This window comes from Rhodomicrobium sp. R_RK_3 (assembly GCF_002198715.1).
GTDB lineage: Bacteria > Pseudomonadota > Alphaproteobacteria > Rhizobiales > Rhodomicrobiaceae > R-RK-3.
Genome location: NZ_MWLK01000006.1, coordinates 90,775 through 110,185 on the forward strand (window position 1 = coordinate 90,775; position 19,411 = coordinate 110,185).

The 19,411-nt window shown below is 63.4% G+C and carries 18 protein-coding genes; 5 read left to right on the top strand and 13 right to left on the bottom strand.

All coding sequences use genetic code 11. The annotated features are described in order from the left end of the window. Nucleotides 1-12: 12 nt before the first annotated feature. On the bottom strand, nucleotides 13-765 hold the full coding sequence (locus tag BLEFHOIH_RS02440) for a sulfur transferase domain-containing protein (protein WP_088342916.1): 753 nt from the start codon (nucleotides 763-765) through the stop codon (nucleotides 13-15). A 122-nt stretch (nucleotides 766-887) separates the two neighbouring features. Then, a complete protein-coding gene (locus tag BLEFHOIH_RS02445; protein ID WP_088342917.1) occupies nucleotides 888-1,157 on the bottom strand; it encodes an aspartate-semialdehyde dehydrogenase in 270 nt (89 codons plus the stop codon). 259 nt (nucleotides 1,158-1,416) lie between these two features. Between BLEFHOIH_RS02445 and BLEFHOIH_RS02450 the strand changes: the two genes are divergently transcribed. Further along, complete coding sequence (locus BLEFHOIH_RS02450; RefSeq protein ID WP_210191659.1) at nucleotides 1,417-2,235, top strand: glycosyltransferase family 2 protein; 819 nt, start codon at nucleotides 1,417-1,419, stop codon at nucleotides 2,233-2,235. Here BLEFHOIH_RS02450 and BLEFHOIH_RS02455 read toward each other — a convergent pair. From BLEFHOIH_RS02455 to rpsT, 7 genes are all read right to left on the bottom strand, one after another. Continuing rightward, nucleotides 2,232-3,053 (bottom strand): glycosyltransferase family 2 protein, encoded by an 822-nt coding sequence (locus tag BLEFHOIH_RS02455; protein ID WP_170936953.1) that lies wholly within the window; start codon nucleotides 3,051-3,053, stop codon nucleotides 2,232-2,234. The genes BLEFHOIH_RS02450 and BLEFHOIH_RS02455 overlap by 4 nt on opposite strands. Nucleotides 3,054-3,263: 210 nt before the next feature. After that, nucleotides 3,264-5,696 carry a DNA topoisomerase (ATP-hydrolyzing) subunit B gene (gene gyrB / locus BLEFHOIH_RS02460; protein WP_088342920.1) on the bottom strand — a complete coding sequence of 811 codons (2,433 nt, stop codon included), beginning with the start codon at nucleotides 5,694-5,696 and terminating at the stop codon, nucleotides 3,264-3,266. A 13-nt stretch (nucleotides 5,697-5,709) separates the two neighbouring features. Continuing rightward, entirely contained in the window at nucleotides 5,710-6,939 is a 1,230-nt protein-coding gene (gene recF, locus BLEFHOIH_RS02465) for a DNA replication/repair protein RecF (protein WP_245296855.1), read from the bottom strand. A 133-nt stretch (nucleotides 6,940-7,072) separates the two neighbouring features. After that, nucleotides 7,073-8,191: a DNA polymerase III subunit beta gene (gene dnaN, locus BLEFHOIH_RS02470; RefSeq protein ID WP_088342922.1), complete on the bottom strand. Its 1,119-nt coding sequence runs from the start codon at nucleotides 8,189-8,191 to the stop codon at nucleotides 7,073-7,075. Nucleotides 8,192-8,488: 297 nt separating this feature from the next. After that, on the bottom strand, nucleotides 8,489-9,934 hold the full coding sequence (dnaA, locus tag BLEFHOIH_RS02475; protein WP_245296840.1) for a chromosomal replication initiator protein DnaA: 1,446 nt from the start codon (nucleotides 9,932-9,934) through the stop codon (nucleotides 8,489-8,491). Nucleotides 9,935-10,043: 109 nt separating this feature from the next. Then, entirely contained in the window at nucleotides 10,044-10,496 is a 453-nt protein-coding gene (locus BLEFHOIH_RS02480) for a hypothetical protein (protein WP_088342924.1), read from the bottom strand. A 625-nt stretch (nucleotides 10,497-11,121) separates the two neighbouring features. Beyond that, a complete protein-coding gene (gene rpsT, locus BLEFHOIH_RS02485) occupies nucleotides 11,122-11,388 on the bottom strand; it encodes a 30S ribosomal protein S20 (protein WP_088342925.1) in 267 nt (88 codons plus the stop codon). Nucleotides 11,389-11,590: 202 nt separating this feature from the next. Here rpsT and BLEFHOIH_RS02490 point away from each other — a divergent pair, with 202 nt between their 5' ends. Next, on the top strand, nucleotides 11,591-12,598 hold the full coding sequence (locus BLEFHOIH_RS02490) for an NAD-dependent epimerase (RefSeq protein WP_088342926.1): 1,008 nt from the start codon (nucleotides 11,591-11,593) through the stop codon (nucleotides 12,596-12,598). 143 nt (nucleotides 12,599-12,741) lie between these two features. On the opposite strand, the gene BLEFHOIH_RS02495 is transcribed toward BLEFHOIH_RS02490, so the two are convergent. Genes BLEFHOIH_RS02495 through mutM form a run of 3 tightly spaced genes read right to left on the bottom strand, consistent with a single transcriptional unit; the run spans nucleotide 12,742 to nucleotide 15,241 of the window. Continuing rightward, nucleotides 12,742-13,542: a hypothetical protein gene (locus tag BLEFHOIH_RS02495; protein ID WP_088342927.1), complete on the bottom strand. Its 801-nt coding sequence runs from the start codon at nucleotides 13,540-13,542 to the stop codon at nucleotides 12,742-12,744. Between the two features lie 6 nt (nucleotides 13,543-13,548). Continuing rightward, a complete protein-coding gene (locus BLEFHOIH_RS02500) occupies nucleotides 13,549-14,322 on the bottom strand; it encodes an enoyl-CoA hydratase (RefSeq protein WP_088342928.1) in 774 nt (257 codons plus the stop codon). A gap of 22 nt (nucleotides 14,323-14,344) precedes the next feature. Next, entirely contained in the window at nucleotides 14,345-15,241 is an 897-nt protein-coding gene (mutM, locus tag BLEFHOIH_RS02505; protein WP_088342929.1) for a bifunctional DNA-formamidopyrimidine glycosylase/DNA-(apurinic or apyrimidinic site) lyase, read from the bottom strand. A 204-nt stretch (nucleotides 15,242-15,445) separates the two neighbouring features. On the opposite strand from mutM, the gene BLEFHOIH_RS02510 reads away from it, so the two are divergent. The 3 genes from BLEFHOIH_RS02510 to ubiB all read left to right on the top strand — a co-directional run bounded on the left by BLEFHOIH_RS02510 (nucleotide 15,446) and on the right by ubiB (nucleotide 18,404). Then, nucleotides 15,446-15,700: a hypothetical protein gene (locus BLEFHOIH_RS02510; protein WP_176427208.1), complete on the top strand. Its 255-nt coding sequence runs from the start codon at nucleotides 15,446-15,448 to the stop codon at nucleotides 15,698-15,700. An 87-nt stretch (nucleotides 15,701-15,787) separates the two neighbouring features. Continuing rightward, nucleotides 15,788-16,540 (top strand): bifunctional demethylmenaquinone methyltransferase/2-methoxy-6-polyprenyl-1,4-benzoquinol methylase UbiE, encoded by a 753-nt coding sequence (gene ubiE, locus BLEFHOIH_RS02515; protein WP_088342930.1) that lies wholly within the window; start codon nucleotides 15,788-15,790, stop codon nucleotides 16,538-16,540. A 280-nt stretch (nucleotides 16,541-16,820) separates the two neighbouring features. Then, on the top strand, nucleotides 16,821-18,404 hold the full coding sequence (gene ubiB / locus BLEFHOIH_RS02520; protein WP_088342931.1) for a 2-polyprenylphenol 6-hydroxylase: 1,584 nt from the start codon (nucleotides 16,821-16,823) through the stop codon (nucleotides 18,402-18,404). A gap of 16 nt (nucleotides 18,405-18,420) precedes the next feature. Here ubiB and BLEFHOIH_RS26040 read toward each other — a convergent pair whose 3' ends face one another. Beyond that, nucleotides 18,421-19,371, bottom strand: coding sequence for a hypothetical protein (locus tag BLEFHOIH_RS26040; RefSeq protein ID WP_125461549.1), 951 nt, complete (start codon nucleotides 19,369-19,371; stop codon nucleotides 18,421-18,423). Nucleotides 19,372-19,411 lie beyond the last annotated feature (40 nt).

The following is a 19,411-nucleotide window of genomic DNA, read 5'->3' on the forward strand; positions in this document are numbered from 1 at the left end:
GCTCGGCGTGGGCTATTCGCGATTGATGATGCGGTTGACCATCAGATTGGCCCAGCCCTCGGCCCGGAACCGCTGCGCGATGATGCGCTCGTCGTAATGGCGGTCGACCCAATCCAGGAAAGCGATCGGCTCGCGGCTGGAATGGGCGAGATAGCTGTCGAACACCAGATCGAGCACGCCGGTATCGGCCTGCCTGATATGCCCATAGCGCAGGCTGAGCTGGCGCCGCGCTTCCGCGACCGGCCGCCCCTCCTTGAGGATCATGTAAAGCACGCTCATCAGCCCGACGCGGTCGGCGCCGGATTTGCAATGCAGCAGGATCGGGTATTCGACGCTGTCGAACAGCTCCTTGGCCGCGCGGAATGTATCCTTCGCCGGCGCCTGTCGCGACTTGACCGAGAAATCGACCAGCTTGACGCCATATCGGCGGCAGGCTTCGGTCTCGAGCCGGTAGCTGCCGCAATCGCGGTCGCCGCGCAGATTGACGATGGTCTTGAGGCCGCCGCGCCGCGCCATCCGCCTGATATCGCGCGGCGATGGCTGGCTCGACCGCCAGGCGTGCGCCGCGAGCCGGTGGCGGTTGGGATAGATCATTCGGAAAATGCCGTGATCGACCAGGATGAGGTCGACGTAATCGAGCATCGGATCGAGCCGGCGGCTCAGCCAGGGCGGAGATTTCTCCGAAATGGAATGCCGCATCGAACGGTAGCCGCCCTGGACGGCCCTCACATATGGCCGCGTCAGCCGCTTGGTATATTTGATCATGCCCCCCCGGTTTCTACCACCGATGCGCCGCATCCAACTCTAGCGCTGGAATATAAGCCTTCGGCCGCCGGATCAAGCGCGCAAATCCGGCCGGACGCAAAACCGTTAATCCGTCCAGCCGCTTAATGCAGCACAAACTTGCCGTCGATGAATTGGAATTCGGCGGGCGCCACCAGCTTCTTATGCGAGACCCTCACCCGGTAGAGCGGCCCTTCGATATAATCGGTCCAATATGTGAGAAACGCCTCAAGCCGGGGAAATCGGGGGGCGAGGTCGTATTCCTGCCAGACGAAACTTTGCAGGAGGCCGGGATGATCCGGCATGCGGTAGAGAATTTCCGCGGTCGTCAGGCTGTAGCCCCGCAATTGCGACAGCAAATGTTGGTCCGTCATCCACACCTCTTCCGTTGACGAAAGCACCGTCTGGGATTATAGCGTGCTTTCTTTAACGGACGCAATTTCCAATAAAAACAATTGCTTAGCAGCAAAGCTTGGACAGTGCTGCCAAAATGCGGCGATCCGCAAGCCACACCCGCTCCGGGAAATTCCTAGCTCCCATGCTTACCTGTGGAAGTTGTGCATGCCGCGCATTGCACCCAGCAATCCTTGCGGGTATCCAGGAGCGATACGCGCAAAGATTGCGGAGCATCCGGTGGCACTACCCATCTCGGCATTCATCATCACCAAGAATGAAGAGGCGCGGCTTGCGCGCTCGCTCGCCGCGCTGAGGCCATGGGTCGACGAGATCGTCGTGGTCGACAGCGGCAGCACCGACCGGACCGTGGACATCGCCCGCTCGATGGGCGCGCGCGTGTTGCACCGGGACTGGTCGGGCTACGGCGGCCAGAAGCGCTTTGCCGAGCAGCAATGCCGCAACGACTGGGTGCTTAATGTCGATGCCGACGAGGTGGTGACGCCCGAGCTGGCCGACGAAATCCGCGCGCTGTTCCGCGGCCGGACCGTACCCGAGCCGGGCGCCTACCGGCTGCGCATCCTCACCGTCTATCCGGGCGATGAAAAACCCAGACCCTTCGCCAAGGATTACAACATCGTCCGGCTCTATCACCGGTCAGCCGGCAGCTACCGCGATCATCCGGTCTTCGATCGCGTGGTGCTCAACCATACGGTCCCCAAGCAATTGCGCGGCCCGGTGTTCCATCATTCCTACCTGTCCTTCGCCCATATCATCGAGAAGAACAACCAGTTCAGCAGCTTCCGCTCGCGCCACTCCAAGAGCCGGGCGACGTCCTATTTGGTGCCGCGCCTCGGCATCGAATTCCCGCTGAATTTCCTCAAATATTACATCTTCCGGCGGCATCTGACCGGGGGCTGGAAGGGCTATTATTTCTCGCTCTGCCACGCCTTCATGCGCACCAGCCGCGTGGCCAAGATGCTCGAGGCCGGCAATGCCGATGCCCACCGCACTGGCCCGGCCTTGAAACGCGCCCGTCCTGACGTCACCCGCGCCTAGCGGCGCATGTGCCGCTCGTACATTTTGACGTCGCGGAGCCAGCGGCCGAAGGCGAGCGCGCAGGCATAGGCAAAGCCATAGACGCCGCCCCGGATCAGGCCGTTGACGATATAGGCTTTGAAGAAATAGGTCGGGAAGCCGAACAGGATCCGCAGCACCACCAGCCAGAGCGGCTTCAGCTTGAGCTCCCGCGCCCGCACCGAGCTGGCCCGGTTGAGCTTCGTCATCACGTGCTCGATGCCGGTGAAGGCATAGTGCATCAGCGGACCGCGCAGTTTGCCCGGGCGCTCGCCTGGCGGGATCTCGAACTGGTCGTAGGCGGCATGATCGGGGATGCGGATATGGCGCTTGTCGTAGAGCTTGATGCGCTCGGCATGCTTGAAGTTCCACCACGGCTCGCCGAAAGGCGGCACCGTGATCAGCGTCAGCTCATACATGCGGTGGCGCGGACCGGCGGCGAATAGCGCACGAATTTCTGCGGCGAGCTCGGGGCTGACCACCTCATCGGCGTCGAGGTCGAGCACCCAGTCATGGCGCGCCGCGTCTTCCCCGGCCCGCTTCTGCCGCCCATTGCCGAGCCAGGGCTGATGGACCACCCGCGCCCCCTCGGCCGCTGCGATGGCGAGCGTTGCGTCCTTCGACCCGCTGTCGATGAGCACGACTTCGTCCGCCACCTGCAGCGCGGCCCGGATCACCTCGCCGATGCGGCGCTCCTCGTTCAGCGTGCGGATATAGCAGGAGATCGGCGTCGCGGCGTCCCGGCCGGCGCCCGCTGGTCTCTCCTCGGCGCGCGCCGGCGCCAAATCGTGCTTACTCATCACCCTACCCGCGAAATGCTGCGCAACGCCCTTTCGCTTGCCCTCGGAATGGCGTGTCTGGCAAGAGAAATCCGGCTTTCGGTGCGGGATCGGAGTTTTTTCGGCGCGGCAAACGCGGCCCTCGCCGCTTACGCGGGAGGGCCAGGAAATCGCGGAGGCGCCGCGGCCCGGCGGCAAGGCCATCGAAGCCAAGAACAAAGTCTGAGCAGGCTAAACGTCCAGATTGGCTACGGCGAGCGCGTTTTCCTGAATGAATTCGCGGCGCGGCTCGACGATGTCGCCCATCAGCTTGGAGAAGATCTCGTCGGCCTCGTCGAGCTCGCCGATCTTGACCTGCATCAGCGTGCGCACGCTCTTGTCGAGCGTCGTCTCCCAGAGCTGTTCCGGGTTCATTTCGCCGAGACCTTTATAGCGCTGCATGGAAGTACCCTTGCGCCCGGCGGCGTAAACCGCGTCGAGCAGGCTCGCCGGTCCGTAAACCGGCGTCTCCATGCCCTTGCGCTTCAGCATGCCGCTGGTCGTGTAGATCTCCTCCAGATGCGCGGCGAACTGGTTGAGCTTCCGCGCATCGGCCGAGGCGATCAGCGCGCGGTCGATGACATGGGCTTCGGTTACGCCGCGCACTTCGCGCATGAAGATCAGGCCGCCTTCATCGGTGACTTGCCCTGTCCAGTCGCGCTCGGTCTCTTCCGACAGCGTGTCGAGCCGCGCTGCGACCCGTTCGGCCAGCGCCCGTGCCGCGCCTTCCTCGACGAGGACTTTCGGGTCGAGCGCGCCGACAATGGCGGCCTGCTCGACGACGAAGCGGGCATAGCGGCTGTGCAGCCCATCCAGATAGCCGTTCACGGCGCGCGCCTTCTCGACGATATGGCGCAGATCCTCGCCCGCAACGCTTTCGCCATTGCCGAGCTCGAACAGCGCATCGTCGATGCCGCCGGCGATCAGGTAATCCTCGAAGGCCCGCTGGTCCTTCAAATATTGCTCGGAGGAGGCGCGCTTGACCTTATAGAGCGGCGGCTGGGCGATATAGAGATAGCCGCCTTCGATGAGCAGCGGCATTTGCCGGTAGAAGAAGGTCAGCAAAAGCGTGCGGATATGGGCGCCGTCGACATCGGCGTCCGTCATGATGATGATCTTGTGGTAGCGCAGCTTCTCAATATTGAACTCGTCGCGCCCGATGCCGGCGCCCAGCGCGGTGATCAGCGTGCCGATCTGCTCCGAGGACAGCATCTTGTCGAAGCGCGCGCGCTCGACATTGAGGATCTTGCCGCGAAGCGGCAGCACCGCCTGGAAGGCGCGGTCGCGCCCCTGCTTGGCGGAGCCGCCTGCGCTGTCGCCCTCGACGATGAACAGCTCGGACTTGGCCGGATCGCGCTCCTGGCAGTCGGCGAGCTTGCCGGGCAGGTTGGCGACATCGAGCGCGCCCTTGCGGCGGGTCAGCTCGCGCGCCTTGCGGGCGGCTTCACGCGCGACCGCCGCCTCGGCGATCTTCTGCACGATGGCCTTGGCCTCGCTCGGATGCTCCTCGAACCAAGTGCTGAGCGCCTCGACCATGGTGCTCTCGACCACGGGCCGCACTTCCGATGAAACGAGCTTTTCCTTGGTCTGGCTGGAGAATTTCGGATCGGGCACCTTCACGGACAACACGCAGGTCAGCCCCTCGCGGGCGTCATCGCCGGTGAGCTGCACCTTTTCCTTCTTCGCGATACCGGATTCGGCGGCGTAGGTGTTGACGGTGCGGGTCAGCGCGGCGCGGAAGCCGGCCATATGCGTGCCGCCGTCGCGCTGCGGGATGTTGTTGGTGAAGCAGAGCACGCTCTCATGATAGCCGTTGTTCCACCACAAGGCTGCCTCGACGACGATATCGTCGCGCTCCGTCTTCATGGTGACCGGCGCGCTCAGAATCGGCGTGCGGGCACGGTCGAGATAGCGAACGAAGGCCTCGAGGCCGCCCTCGTACATCAGCTCTTCGCTCTTGGGCTCGACGCCGCGCATGTCGCTCAGCACAATGCGCACGCCGGAATTCAGGAAGGCGAGTTCGCGCAGCCGGTGTTCCAGCGTTGCGTAGTCGAATTCGACCTGGGTGAAGGTCTCGGTCGAGGGCGTGAAGGTGACGCGGGTGCCGGAGCGGTCCGGCGCATCGCCGACGATCTTCAAGGGCTCGGTCGGTACGCCATGCTCGAAGGAGAGCGCGTGTTCCTTGCCGCCGCGCCAGATGGTTAGGTCGAGCCGGGAGGATAAGGCATTCACCACCGACACGCCGACGCCGTGCAGGCCGCCGGAGACCTTATAGGAATTCTGGTCGAATTTGCCGCCGGCATGGAGCTGGGTCATGATGACCTCGGCGGCGGAGACGCCTTCCTCATGCATCTGGGTGGGGATGCCGCGGCCGTTGTCCTCGACCGTCACCGAGCCGTCGGCGTTCAGCGCCACGAGCACGCGGTCGCAATAGCCGGCAAGGGCTTCGTCGATGGCGTTGTCGACGACTTCATAGACCATGTGGTGCAGGCCGGAGCCGTCGTCGGTGTCGCCGATATACATGCCGGGACGCTTGCGCACCGCATCGAGGCCCTTTAAGACCTTGATCGAATCGGCGCCGTATTCGTCTTCATTGGCTATTTTGCGGGCGGCATGGGCGCTCATCGGGTCCAAATCCTTAACTCACTCTAATCTGCCGGGCATCGATCCGCCCGTCGTCATGGCCCTGACGGCTTAGTGACCCGTCAGCGACCGTAAAAAATTGTGCCTTGTGCTGAAGCGGCCCGAATACGTCTTTATCCGTACCCGTGAGCCAGGCCTGCGCGCCCAGCCGTTCAATTTCGACGAACAGCGCTTCGCGGCGTGGTTCGTCCAGATGAGCCGCAATTTCGTCTAAAAGAAGGAGCGGCGCAAGTCCGCCGCGTGCGTCCTTCACCGCTTTCGCGTGGGCGAGGATGAGCCCGATCAGCAAAGCTTTCTGCTCACCGGTCGAACAGAGGCCCGCCGGCATGTCCTTCGGCCCATGCCTGACGAGAAGGTCGCTGCGATGCGGCCCCGACAACGTGCGCCCCGCCGCGCGGTCGCGGTCCCGGGTGACGGCCAGCTCTCGCAGGAAGTCGTCCTCGACATCGACGGCCGGCTTGTGCTGAAGCCCGGCTTCCAGCGTGCCCTCCAAGGCAAGAAGGGCGTGCGGAAAGGCGCCGGTCTCGGCGGAACCGGGACGGCTGGCGGCGCTCGCGAGCCGGTCGACGGCTTCGATGCGGCCGGCGGCAATGGCGGTGCCGGTCTCGGCCATCTGGCTTTCGACGGCGTCGAAAAGCCGCGCGGAGCGCTCACCCATGTCCAAAAGGCGGTTGCGCTGGCGCATGGCCCGCTCGAAATGATTGAGGCGACCGCGATGGGCGCCGTCGAAGCTGGCGACCATGCGGTCGAGAAAGCGGCGGCGATCGGAGGCCGGGCCGGTGTACAGCCCGTCCATGGCCGGGATCAGCCAGACCACTTGCAGATATTCGGCGAGCGCGCCGGAGCCGCCGGCATCCTCGCCGTCGATCTTGACGACCCGGTTCGACACAGCGCCCGAGCTGAGCGGCTGCTGGCCGGTGCCAATGGCGATCTCATTGCCGTCGATCGAGGCGCGAGCGGAGACGGCCCAGCCACCATCGCCCTTCATGCGGGCGAGTTCCGCGAAAGGCGCGCCGCGCAACCCGCGGCCCGGCGTCAGCAGCGAAACCGCCTCGAGAATATTGGTCTTGCCGGAGCCATTGTGCCCGGTCAGTACCACCGGCCGCTGATCGAGCGGCAGCGCGACCTGCGTATAATTACGGTAATTGGACAGCGCAATCCGGGCGAGCCAGACATTTCTGGCCGCCAAATCACCGTCGATGGCGCAAAGCCCATGTGTATTCAGAACCGCCAAGGCATCTCCCGTCACCCAAAAGCCGGTTCCCGCATGCTCCGGATCGTCACTTCATTTCGTGTCGCAAGGGCAAAGCGCGCCTCGCTTTGCCGGACAATGCATGCAACCGGCCAAGCGGCGCGGCTCAGACACGCATCGGCATCAGGACGAAGAGGGCAGAAGCGTCGTTTTCGTCTTGAAGCACCGTCGGCGCGCTGGGATCGGAGAGGCTGAAGACCGACCGGTCCCCTTCGATATGCGCCGAGATATCCAATAGATAGCGAGCGTTGAAGCCAATTTCCAGGGGTTCGCCGCTATATTCCGTCTCCAATTCCTCGGTCGCCGAGCCCGATTCGGGGTTGTTGACCGACAAAACCAGCTTGCCGTCTGAAATATTCAGTTTGACCGCCCTGCCCTTTTCGCTTGAGAGGGTCGAAACGCGGTCGACGGCCTTCGTGAATGCCGCATTGCCGACGCGCATGTTCTTGTCGTTGTTTTGCGGAACCACGCGCTGATAGTCGGGAAAGGTGCCGTCGATCAGCTTGGACGTCAGCACGACATTGCCGGCGGTGAACCGGATCTTGTTGGGCGAGAGATGGACAAAAACCTCGTCGGAATGGTCGGCGAGAAGCTTGGCCACTTCCTGCACCGTCTTGCGCGGCAGGATGATGCCGGGCATGCCCATGCCGCCATCGGGGAGCGCCACATCCATGCGGGCGAGGCGGTGGCCGTCGGTGGCGACGGCACGCAGGCGCCAGCCTTCGTCGGTTTCGGTGGCGTGCAGGTAGATGCCATTGAGATAATAGCGGGTTTCGTCGGTCGAGATGGCGAAACGGGTCTTTTCGATCAGCCGGGCGAGATCGCGCGAGGCAAGCTGGAAGCTGTGCGACATGCCGTCGAGCCCGAGATCGGGGAAATCATCGGCCGGCAGGCAGGCCAGCAGGAAGCGCGACGGCCCGGCGGTGATGGCGAGCCGGCCCTCATCGCCCTTGCTGGCGAGCTCGATCTGTGAGCCGTCGGGCAGCTTACGGACGATATCGTGCAGCGTATGGGCCGGAACGGTGGTGCCGCCGGGCGCCGTGGTCTCGGCCCTGGCGGTCTCGGTGACTTCGATATCGAGGTCGGTGGCTTTCAGATGCAGGCTCTCGCCGTCGGCACGGAGCGAGACATTGGCAAGGATCGGTATGGTGTTGCGCCGCTCGACCACGCTGGTCACATGCTGCAATGCCTTGAGCAAGGCACTTTTCTCGATCAACAATCGCATCGGTACATCCCCTTACTGCGCTGCCCCTGACCGCTGCGATGCCCTGATGGGCGTGAAAAGCTTGTCATATGCTGATCGCAGCCGATTCGGCCTTACACGCAAGGCGAATTTGCAATCCGGCAATTTCGCTTGGTGAAGCCCGTTTGACAAGCGCTTCCTCCCACGCAGGAGCGGGCGCGCATTTTCCTTGCCATTCCAGTGCCTTGAATGGAGATGCCAGGCCCGGCTCGATTTGGCCCGGACCTGGCATGGCGTAAGGCGGCTCGCGGCACGGAGGCGACAAGCCGCCGCACGCGACTACTCTTTCAGAAGCCGCTTCAAGACTTCGATCTCGTCCTTCAGCACGGCGTCGGCGGCCAGCAGCGACTCGATCTTGCGGATGGCGTGCAGCACCGTGGTGTGGTCCCGCCCGCCAAAGCGCCGGCCGATCTCGGGCAGCGAGCGCGCGGTCAGGGACTTGGCCAGATACATGCCGATCTGGCGCGGCCGGACGATCGAGCGGTTGCGCCGCGAGGACAGCAGATCGCCGCGATTGACGCCGAAATGCTTCATGACGACGCGCAGGATGTCGTCGATCTTGACCCGGCGCGGCTCCTTGCCGCGGATCAGATCGCCGATGATCTGCTCGGCGCTCTCGACGGTGATCGGCTGCGCGGTGAGCTGGAAGGCCGCATGGATGCGGGTGATGGCGCCTTCGAGCTCGCGCCCGCTCTCGGTGAGCTGCGAGGCGAGGAATTCGATCACCGGCTCGGGGATGCCGAAGCCGCGCTCCTGCTCGGCCTTTTCCGCCGCGCGCCGCTTCAGCACCTTGCAGCGCAGATCATAATCCAGCGCGCCGACTTCGGCGACGAGACCGCCGGACAGCCGCGACCGCATGCGCGCATCGAAGCTTTCGAGCTGCATGGGGGGGCAATCGGCGGCGACGACCACCTGCTTGCCGCCGTCGATCAGCGAGTTCAGCGTGTGGCAGAATTCCTGCTGGAAGGTGCGGCCCTGCAAAAACTCGATGTCGTCGATCAAGAGGATGTCGATGGCGCGGATCATGTCCTTGTAAGCCACCGCGTCACGCGTCTGCAGCGCCTCGGCGAAGCTGTACATGAAGCGCTCGGCCGTCAAATAAAGCAGCTTGGCCTTCGGCTTGCGCCGCCGGACTTCCCAGGCAATCGCATGCAGCAGATGGGTCTTGCCGAGCCCGACCTTGGCATGGAGATAGAGCGGGTTGTAGCGCAGCGGATGATCGGCGACCGCCTCGGTCACTTGCAGCGCGGCCGCATGGGCGAGCCGGTTCGAGGCGCCGACGATGAAGGACGAGAAGGTGAAGCGCGCTTCGAGCGGCGAGCCTTCGAACCCGTCCCAGCCCGTGCGGCTGTCCCGGCTTGCGGGTTCGTCATGGCGCGTCGAGCCCGGTTTCGGCGCGTCGAGCTTGGGCGCGGGCCGCTCGGCGGCGCGGCGTTCGGCGACCGCCGCGTCATGCGGCTGGCGAACCCGGAATTCCAGGCGCTCGACCCCGGCCAGCTCGGCGCTGCAGCAGGCCAAAAGCCGCTCGGAATAATGCGACTGCAGCCAATTGCGCAGGAATTTGGTCGGTACGGAGACCTGAACGAGACCGTCATCGCAGGCTTCGAGTTCCACCCGTCCGAACCAACTCGTGAATACGTCTTCGCCCAGCTCGGCGCGCAGCCTCGCCTGGACCCGCCGCCACTTGCCTTCGATAGCATTGGCGCTCAGTTCTAATGTCGTCACTGGAATACCCCGCTGTTGAGCTCCGCGACAGCTAGAAGCCGCGCGAAATCGTTCACGCCGTCTCTGATGGACGGTCGTCATGCATGCTTTGAAATCAGCGTCGACGGACTTAGGCCGCCTTTGACTTTATGGAGAGAAGGACCGCGCTGCGACGCTCGGGCTGATCCGCGAGTATCGCTTTCAAAATCCGCGCTTTGTCGACCCGCGGCGGACCTGCATCCTTGGCTTGCGCCGTGCAATAGGACGGCAAGGCCGGGCTCGCCGATCTCTCGGCAATGGCTTGCGCGCTCCGGCTTTGCCAGGCGTAAAGGATGGAAAGGTCGTAGAACTGGTCGCAAACTTGTCGCGCCAGGTCACGGTGGGTGATTGCGGCCAAACTGTCCCGCCAATTGGCGGTCTCTTCGCCCGAGCTGCAGTCGCTCGTTAATAGAACGCTGGTCGTCAGCTTCGCATGTGAGGGCGTAGGCCGGTTATTGATGATGCCGCGAGCCTTGATCCAGGCCCATGCGACACTTCGCTGACGGCGCAAAGCCGCTCGCTCTCGCTCTAACCCGCTAAACATAAATACCTCCTGCTCGCCGACCGCATTCGCGCTTCATGGCTTCTTTATTTTACGCCGCACAATTCGAAGCTCAGTCCAGGCGTGAAAGCAGTCTCCTTATGAACCACAAAAACCTTCGACAAATTCATTCCGCGCGCTCGCAAATGCCATTTTGCAAACGTTGAGAATGGCGGTACGCATTACAAAGGAAGAATATATCAGGAGGGGAAACTGTCCCCGTTCGGATAGCCAGAACTATACACGCGCGGCCCATGGCTTGCAATCTGCCCGCCCGCGGAAGGGGCCGGAGAGGGGCCGATCGGCCACGCTGCCCGGCGAGAGCGCCCATTGCATCCGACTCAGCGACTGACAAGTAAGTCTTTGATTTCATTCTACAAAACAACGACAGTGTGAGTCGGCAATCTTGGGGTAGGGGTCAACACGAATCCGGCGCTGATGCCCAATTTTTTACTTGATTGCACAATCTTAACTGTCGCAACCATAGATTGAAAACGGTTAATGAACCGTTAATTCCTTGATTCAAAACGCGAAGTTAGAAGCAAGCGCAAAAACGAAAAACGCCCAGCAAATGCTGGGCGTTGCAGAAAAATCACAGCGTGCGCGCGAGTCGCGATTGGGCCGCGCGTCAGGCCCCGAGGACGCGAATCCGGGCCGAAAGACGCGAGATTTTGCGGCTCGCGGTGTTCTTATGGATGATGCCCTTCTGCGCACCGCGCATGATCTCGGGCTGTGCGTTCTGCAGAGCGGTCGCGGCCGCGGACTTGTCGCCGGTCGCAATCGCTTCCTCGACCTTGCGGATGAAGGTGCGCATGCGGCTGCGGCGGTTCTTGTTCATGGCGGTGCGTCTTTCGATCACACGAACCGCCTTTTTGGCAGATTTGGTATTGGCCATTTGTCCCTAAAACCTTAGAAAAACGGATCTTCAGCTCGTCCCGTGCCGGCCGCGAAAGCGTGCCCGACAAGATAGCGGCGCTACGGCGGGGGATTGGAAACGTGATCGCGTGTATAATCCCGGTCGCGGTAGACGTCAATCAGAGAGCGCCCGGCCCCATGGCCTCACCCTCATCTTCCTGCCTAAATCTTGGAGCCCGCCCATGAAGGTTCTGGTGACGGGCGCCGCCGGATTCATCGGCTTCTTTACCGCGAAAAAGCTGCTCGACCTCGGCGCCGAAGTGGTCGGTCTCGATAATCTCAATCATTATTACGACCCGTCGCTGAAGAAAGACCGCCTCGCCCAGCTTCAGGGCCGCAACGGCTTTCACTTCATCGAAGCCGATCTCGCCGACCGCGCCACCATCGAGGCGCTGTTCGCCGCCGAGCGTCCAAACCGCGTCGTCAATCTGGGCGCGCAGGCCGGCGTGCGCTATTCGCTGACCGATCCGCACGCCTATATCGCGTCGAACATCACCGGATTCCTGCACATCCTCGAAGGCTGCCGCCATTACGGCGTCGAACACCTGGTTTACGCCTCGTCCTCATCCGTTTACGGCGCCAACAGCGCGATGCCGTTCAGCGTGCATCAAAATGTCGACCACCCCTTGAGCCTTTACGCGGCGACCAAGAAGTCCAACGAGCTGATGGCGCATAGCTACGCCCATCTCTACCGGATGCCGGTGACGGGGCTCCGCTTCTTCACGGTCTATGGTCCGTGGGGCCGGCCGGACATGGCGCTGTTCACCTTCACCAAGCGCATCCTGGCCAGCGAGCCGATCGACGTCTTCAATCAGGGCAATCACGCCCGCGATTTTACCTATATCGACGATATCGTCGAGGGCATCGTCCGTGTGCTCGACCGCGTGCCGGAGCCGAACCCGGCCTGGGACGGCGCGGCGCCCGATCCGGGGACCTCGCCCGGACCGTACCGGCTTTATAATATCGGCAATCACAATCCGGTGGCGCTGCTGGACTTCATCGCCGCCATCGAAAAGGCGACCGGGCGGACGGCTGAGAAGAACTTTTTGCCGATGCAGCCGGGCGACGTGCTGGCCACCTATGCCGATGTCGACGATCTCGCCCGCGACGTAGGGTTCGCCCCGAATACGCCGATCGAAGAGGGCATCGGGAAATTCGTGGAATGGTATCGGGACTATTACGGAGTCTGAGAGGCGGGGCAGGGAATTCGTATCCCCCCGTCGCCCCGGCCGTAAGCGCCGGGGCCCAGTCGCATCTCATCTTGCCGCAGCATTCGCGGATCGGCCATTGGGTCCCGGCTCGCCGCTTCGCGGCGTCCGGCACGACGAGGCTTTTAAGCCCCGGCCGGATTGGTCAGCTTCGGCGATGCAGGCCAGTGGCCGTGGCGGAAGGGGGCGAAATAGTTGGGGGGCTGGTAGTGCTTTTCGGCGGTGAAGGGAGCGACGAACTCGGTTAACGGCTCGTCGGCGGCGGCGAAGAAGGCGTTCACGCCGTAGAAATCGCAGCCGACCAGTTCGTAGCCCTGGCTCTTGCCCAGCAGTTCCAGCGATTTCAGCCCCGCGCCATACCAGGTCGAGCCGTCCCAGACCGCCCACGGGTCATAGGGCACGACGAACTCCCAACTCGGCGGGATCGAGGCGTTATATTCGATGCAGGCCGTCCGCGCACGGTAGCGGCCGAGCGCCTGCCAGACATAATATGTGTTCATGTCGAGGTCGATGCTGAGATAGTCGAAGCGCTCCGGCGCGCCGGCCTCGACCAGCAGCGCCTCGATATTTTCCGCCGTCACCATGGCCTCGATCAGCCGCAGCCGGCCCGCGGCGATCGGACCGGCGAAATCGCGGCGGATGGCGGTGCAGCTTGCCGGGCTGCCCTCGATCCAGATGCCGGACCAGCCGAGCGTCAGCAGCAGCCGCGTGGTGTTCTCGCGCCCGTCCCCCGCGCCGATCTCGACGAAGAAGCGGTCGCGCACTCCGATGCGCCGGAAGATCTCGGCGATGACGCCATCCTCCGGACCCTGGCTGAAGCATTGCGCCGTGAACAGGCACAATTCGCGCGGGTCGCGGGCGGCGGTGAGGCGGGCCCGCGCCAGCTCATAGGCGAGCGCCGTCAACTCTTTGCGTTTTTCGTCCATGAAACCCTAGCGGTGCTTGAAATTGGGCGGGCGCTTGGCGACGAAGGCGGCCATGCCCTCTTTCTGGTCTTCGGTCGCGAAGAGCGACTGGAACACGCGCCGCTCGAAGCGCACGCCTTCCGCCAGCGTCGTCTCGAAGGCGCGGTTGATGGCTTCCTTGGCGGTCATCACGGCGGGGAGCGACAGTCCGGCGATTTGCTCGGCCGCCTTCATCGCCTCGGGCAGAACCTCGGCATCCGGCAGCACGCGGGCGACCAGACCGCAGCGCTCGGCCTCTTCGGCGCCCATCATGCGGCCGGTCAGCACCAGATCCATCGCCTTGGCCTTGCCGACGGCACGGGTCAGGCGCTGGGTGCCGCCCGCGCCGGGGATGACGCCGAGCTTGATCTCCGGCTGGCCGAATTTGGCGCTCTCGCCGGCTAGGATGATGTCGCACATCATGGCGATCTCGCAGCCGCCGCCGAGCGCAAAGCCGCGCACTGCCGCAATGACCGGCTTGCGGCAGCGGCTCAGCCGCTCCCAGGGGGCGATGAAATCTTTGTTGGTCACGTCGATGAAGCTTTTCGACTCCATCTCCTTGATGTCGGCGCCGGCGGCGAAGGCGCGGTCGGAGCCGGTCAGCACGATACAGCCGATGCCCTCATCGGCCTCGAAACCGTCCAGCGCGGCGTTCACCTCGGCGACCAGCGCGGCGTTCAGCGCGTTCAGCGCCTCGGGCCGGTTCAGCGTGATGAGGCCGACGCGGCCGCGCGTTTCGACGTTGATGGTGGCGTAAGCCATGGGGTTCTCCCTTATGGACCGCTTATGTCTGACAGACGGGACAGAAAAATGTCGAGCGGCCGCTTTGCACCTTGCGGGCGATGATGCCCTTGCATCCGGCCCGGAGGCAAGGCTCGCCCTCGCGACCATAGACGCAGAAGCGGTGCTGGAAATAGCCGAGCGAGCCGTCCGCCTGGCGATAGTCGCGTAGCGATGAGCCGCCCGCCTCGATGGCGTCTTCGAGCGTGGCGCGGATGGCGGGCGCGAGCCGTTTCGCCGCCGCCGAGGGCGCACCGCTGGCCAAGGTGAGGATGGAGGCGGGACGGTCGGGCAAGAGCTTGGCGCGGTAGAGCGCTTCGCAGACATAGATATTGCCGAGCCCGGCGATCACATGCTGGTCGAGCAGAAAGGCTTTCAGCGGCGTCTTGCGCCCCTTGGCCTTGGCGGCGAGGAAGACCGGGTTCATCTCCGGCCCCAGCGGCTCCAGGCCCAGATCGCGGAAATGCGGATGGGTCTCTATCTCGCCGGGCGCGAGCAGCGCCATGTAGCCGAAGCGGCGCGCGTCATTGTAGCGGATGACGGCGAGGTTGCTCATCTCGAAGATGACGTGGTCGTGCTTGTCGTCGCCACCGGTTTCGTGGAGGAAATCGCCGACCACGGCATTGCCGCCCGCTTCGGTTTTGACCAGACCGCCGATCAGAAAGCGCCCGGTCATGCCCAGATGCATGGTCAGGATCTGCCCGTCATCGAGCTCGGCGAGCAGATATTTGGCGCGGCGGGTCAGGTGCTCGACTCGGCGGCCTTCGAGGCGCTTGGCGAAATTGGCCGGAAGCGGGAAGCGCAGATCGGCCCGGCGCTGCTCGACGCGGGCAAAACTTGCCCCTTCGAGCACCGGCGCAAGGCCGCGCCGCACGGTTTCGACTTCGGGCAATTCGGGCATCGGCACTCATCATCCGCTCTATGCGGGCGGACCATAGCCCCCTGCCCCCTCGCGCGAAACCGAAACTTGGCTGTCGCCCACCCTTAGACATGCTGCGCTGCAGCATAACGTCGCGCTTATATTGCACCGCCGCATAATGGCATGCCACTTGCTTTGATTAGCGTGGACGCGTTGCCCCTGCGCGCCATTAAGCGGAGACTTATTGTGTTTCAGATTCTGATCCTTGTTTGCTCTATAGGCACCGCACAGCCGGATTGCCAATCCGACACGGCGCTCGACGTGGTTCGCGGCCCCGTAGTCGCCAATGAAATGCTGTGCGGGCGCGACGGCCAAGCCTATCTGGCCCAAACCTCGATCGCGCCGCAAAGCGCGAATGATTATGTTAAAATCCAGTGCCTGCGGACCCAGAACCACGGCGAGCTGTCAAAGGCTCCAAGACGAACCGGCGCCGTGAACTGACGGCTCCTCTCGGCTAAATCCATAGTCGCGCTGGCAAAGGGCCACAGGCTTATGGCGGCGGTCATGCAAACGCGATAGGTTCGCGCCATGAACGACACGCCACAAACCAGCTTCGGTTTCCGCAAGATCGACCAGAACGAGCGGCAAAGCCTCGTCAACGACGTGTTTTCGCGCGTCGCCAACCGCTATGACGTCATGAACGATCTGATGTCGGGCGGCCTGCACCGGCTGTGGAAGCGCGACATGATCAACTGGCTGGCGCCGTCCAAGGTCGCGCCGCTGGCGCTGCTGGACGTGGCCGGCGGCACCGGCGACATCGCCCGCCGCTTCCTCGACGCAACCGGCCCGCAATCGACGGCGACCATCTGCGATATCAGCGCCGAAATGCTCGAGGCCGGGCGCGGCAAACTGGCCTCGCGTTACGGACAGCGGCTGCGCTTCGTTCAGGGCAATGCCGAGATCCTGCCCTTCCCCGACCGCAGCTTCGACGCCTACACCATCGCCTTCGGCATCCGTAACGTCACCCATATCGAGGCCGCGCTCGCCGAAGCCTTCCGCGTGCTGAAGCGCGGCGGCCGTTTCCTGTGCCTGGAATTCTCCGAGGTGCAGACGCCGATGCTCGACCGCGTCTATGACAGCTATTCCTTCCACGTCATCCCGCGCCTAGGCGAACTCGTTGCCAAGGACGGCGAGGCCTATCGCTATCTGGTCGAAAGCATCCGCCGCTTCCCCGACCAGGAGCGCTTCGCCGGCATGATCCGGGCGGCAGGCTTCGAGCGGGTGCAATACCGCAACCTCACTGGCGGCATCGCCGCGCTGCATTCGGGCTGGCGGATTTAGCGGGACGGGGCGGCTTCAGCGGGCAATCTGCTTTTCAAAACACCGCATACATTCCTCGTCGCCCCGGCCGAAGAGCCGGGGCCTACTAGCTTCACCCCTTGCCGCAGCGCTCGCGGATATATGATTGGATCCCGGCTCGCCGCTTCGCGTCGTCCGGGACGACGAAAGAGGAGCCGCGAGGCACCGATAGGGCCATCCAACCCGGATAAAATCCCGTGGCGTTTCGCCCTCGGCGAAGAATGAGGCTCTCTATTTACGCGCGCCTTGCTATATAGCGCGCATGGTAAACGGCCTCGTCAATCTCTTCAGGCTCGCGCGTGCGGGCACCGTCCTCGTCTGGCATGGCGTGCATGTGGTGCCCGAGGGCATCGACGCGCCGGCGCCCGCGCGCCTGCTGCAGCGGCTCACGGCGCCCTTTCGCGACAAGCGGGCGGGCAAATCGGCGCGGCTGTCCAAGGCGCTGACGACGCTCGGGCCGAGCTACATCAAGCTCGGCCAGTTCCTCGCCACGCGCCGCGACGTGATCGGCCCGGAACTCGCCGGCGATCTCGCCAGCCTGCAGGACCGGCTGCCGCCCTTCTCGATGGAAGAAGCGCGCCAGACCATCCGCGACTCGCTCGGCGCCGATGCCGGCACGCTCTACGCCACTTTCGGACCGCCGGTCGCCGCCGCATCCATCGCCCAGGTCCATAAGGCCAGCGTCCGCCAGCCTGACGGCAGCGCGCGCGCGGTCGCGGTCAAAATCCTGCGGCCGGGCATCGAAAGGCGCTTCCGCAGCGACCTCGACAGCTTCTATTTCGCCGCCCGGCTGATCGAGCGCTTCCATGCGCCCTCGCGCCGCCTGCGCCCGGTCGCCGTGGTCGATACGCTCGCGGAATGGACGCGGCTCGAGATGGATTTGCGGCTGGAAGCGGCCGCCATGTCGGAGATGGCCGAAAACATCGCCCGCGCCGGCGACAAGGGCTTTCGCGTGCCCAAGGTCGACTGGACCCGCACCTCCGCCCGCGTCATGACCATCGAATGGGTCAACGCCATCCCGATCGCCGATCTCGCCGCCATCGACCGCGCCGGCATCGACCGCGAAACGCTCGGCAATCACGTCATCCGCTCCTTCCTGCGTCACGCCATGCGTGACGGCTTCTTCCACGCCGACATGCATCAGGGCAATCTCTTCGTCGAGCCGGACGGCACGCTGGTGCCGGTCGATTTCGGCATCATGGGACGGCTCGGGCCGCCGGAAAAACGCTTCCTCGCCGAGATCCTCTACGGCTTCCTGACCCGCGATTACCGGCGCACCGCGCGCATGCATCTGGAGGCCGGCTACGTGCCCCCGCATCACAGCGTCGAAAGCTTTGCCCAGGCGCTGCGCTCCATCGGCGAGCCTTTGATGGACCGCACCGCCGAGGAAATCTCGATGGCCCGGCTTTTGTCGCAGCTCTTCGAAGTGACCGAGCTGTTCGACATGCGCACGCGGCCGGAATTGCTGCTTTTGCAAAAGACAATGGTGGTGGTCGAGGGCGTCGCCCGCTCGCTCGACCCGCGGCTGAACATCTGGACCGCCGCCGAGCCGGTGGTGAAGGGCTGGATGGAGGACCAGATCGGCCCGCGCGCGCGGATCGCCGAGGCGGTCGAGGGGGTCGGCGCGCTCGCCGGGCTGGTCGCCGAGGCGCCGAAACTGGCCGAGCAGGCCCGGCGCGTGAGCGCGGCGCTGACCGAGGCCGGCGAAACGGGGTTCCGGCTGGATGATTCGACGGTCGAGCGGATGGCTGCGGCGCAGACCGCCGGAAGCTGGCCCGCCCGCGCGGCGCTCTGGCTTGGCGCGGTGGCGCTGGCGGCGATTGCGGTGAAAATATGGGTGGCGTAGGGAACGACGTCTAAATTCAGTTACATCGATGGAAGTAGTAGATCTCCGGGACGTAGATATAACCCGTCCTGTTAAGCGCGCCGAACGGGTCCGCAAACTTAATATCCACAGTTATCCCTTCTATAGGCCCCCGGAACAGGAGTGGAATACCAGCCAACACGATTATAGTTGCCTGCCCTCGATCGGTATCATCGGCGGCGATGTTTACTGGAATGATCTCGGTGGTCGGGGCAGAATCATCCTCATCTGAAGCATTTGCTCCGCTCGCTCTTGGATGTATTAGCCAGCAAAGAGCTATGCCGTTGCCGCAGGTGAATTGCGCCTGATGTGTCCATTCCAAGGCCCCGTCTCGTCCGAAACTGCGCAAGGTTACGCCATCGGGAGAGTCAATCGCCGAGAACTGCACCTCCGTGTACATACCTTCATGAGCACTTGAGCGAAATGATGCGGCTGTCCAATCGCAACGCAGTTTCGACTTGGTTTCTTGGCCTATATTTTGTTGGCGGATTTGAGGGGCACAATCAATCCTTTGATAAACCTCGGTAAAGCGCGTCGGCTTCTTCCGAGGGCGCGCCATAGATGTCTCTCGGACGTCCGCAACGAGTAAATCTCCAAAGCGCGAAAACGAGTAGGTTCGGTGCATTTGATCGCCTTGAATGCCGCAACTCGTGCGCAACACGATGCTCTCTCCGCGCCGGATAACACCGCTATCGATATAGCAGCTAAACTCATACCCGCTTAGCCGGCGCCCTTTAATGAATATCCCGGTCTCCTCACCAATTTGCCAATCATCCCCTTTGCGGGCAAAACCATTGCACGCATCGTGCGCGGGCGCTTTTATCGACCTTACGTTTGGTCCGACGTAAATCCAGGTCCCCTCTATGTCGCTATAGGCGATTTTCTTTCGCGCCGCATTCGCGTCAGAGATCGTGCAAAGACACAAGAGGACAAAACAAAGGGTACGCATTGCTCATCACGAAGAAGACGGCCCTAAGCCTTCGATCTTC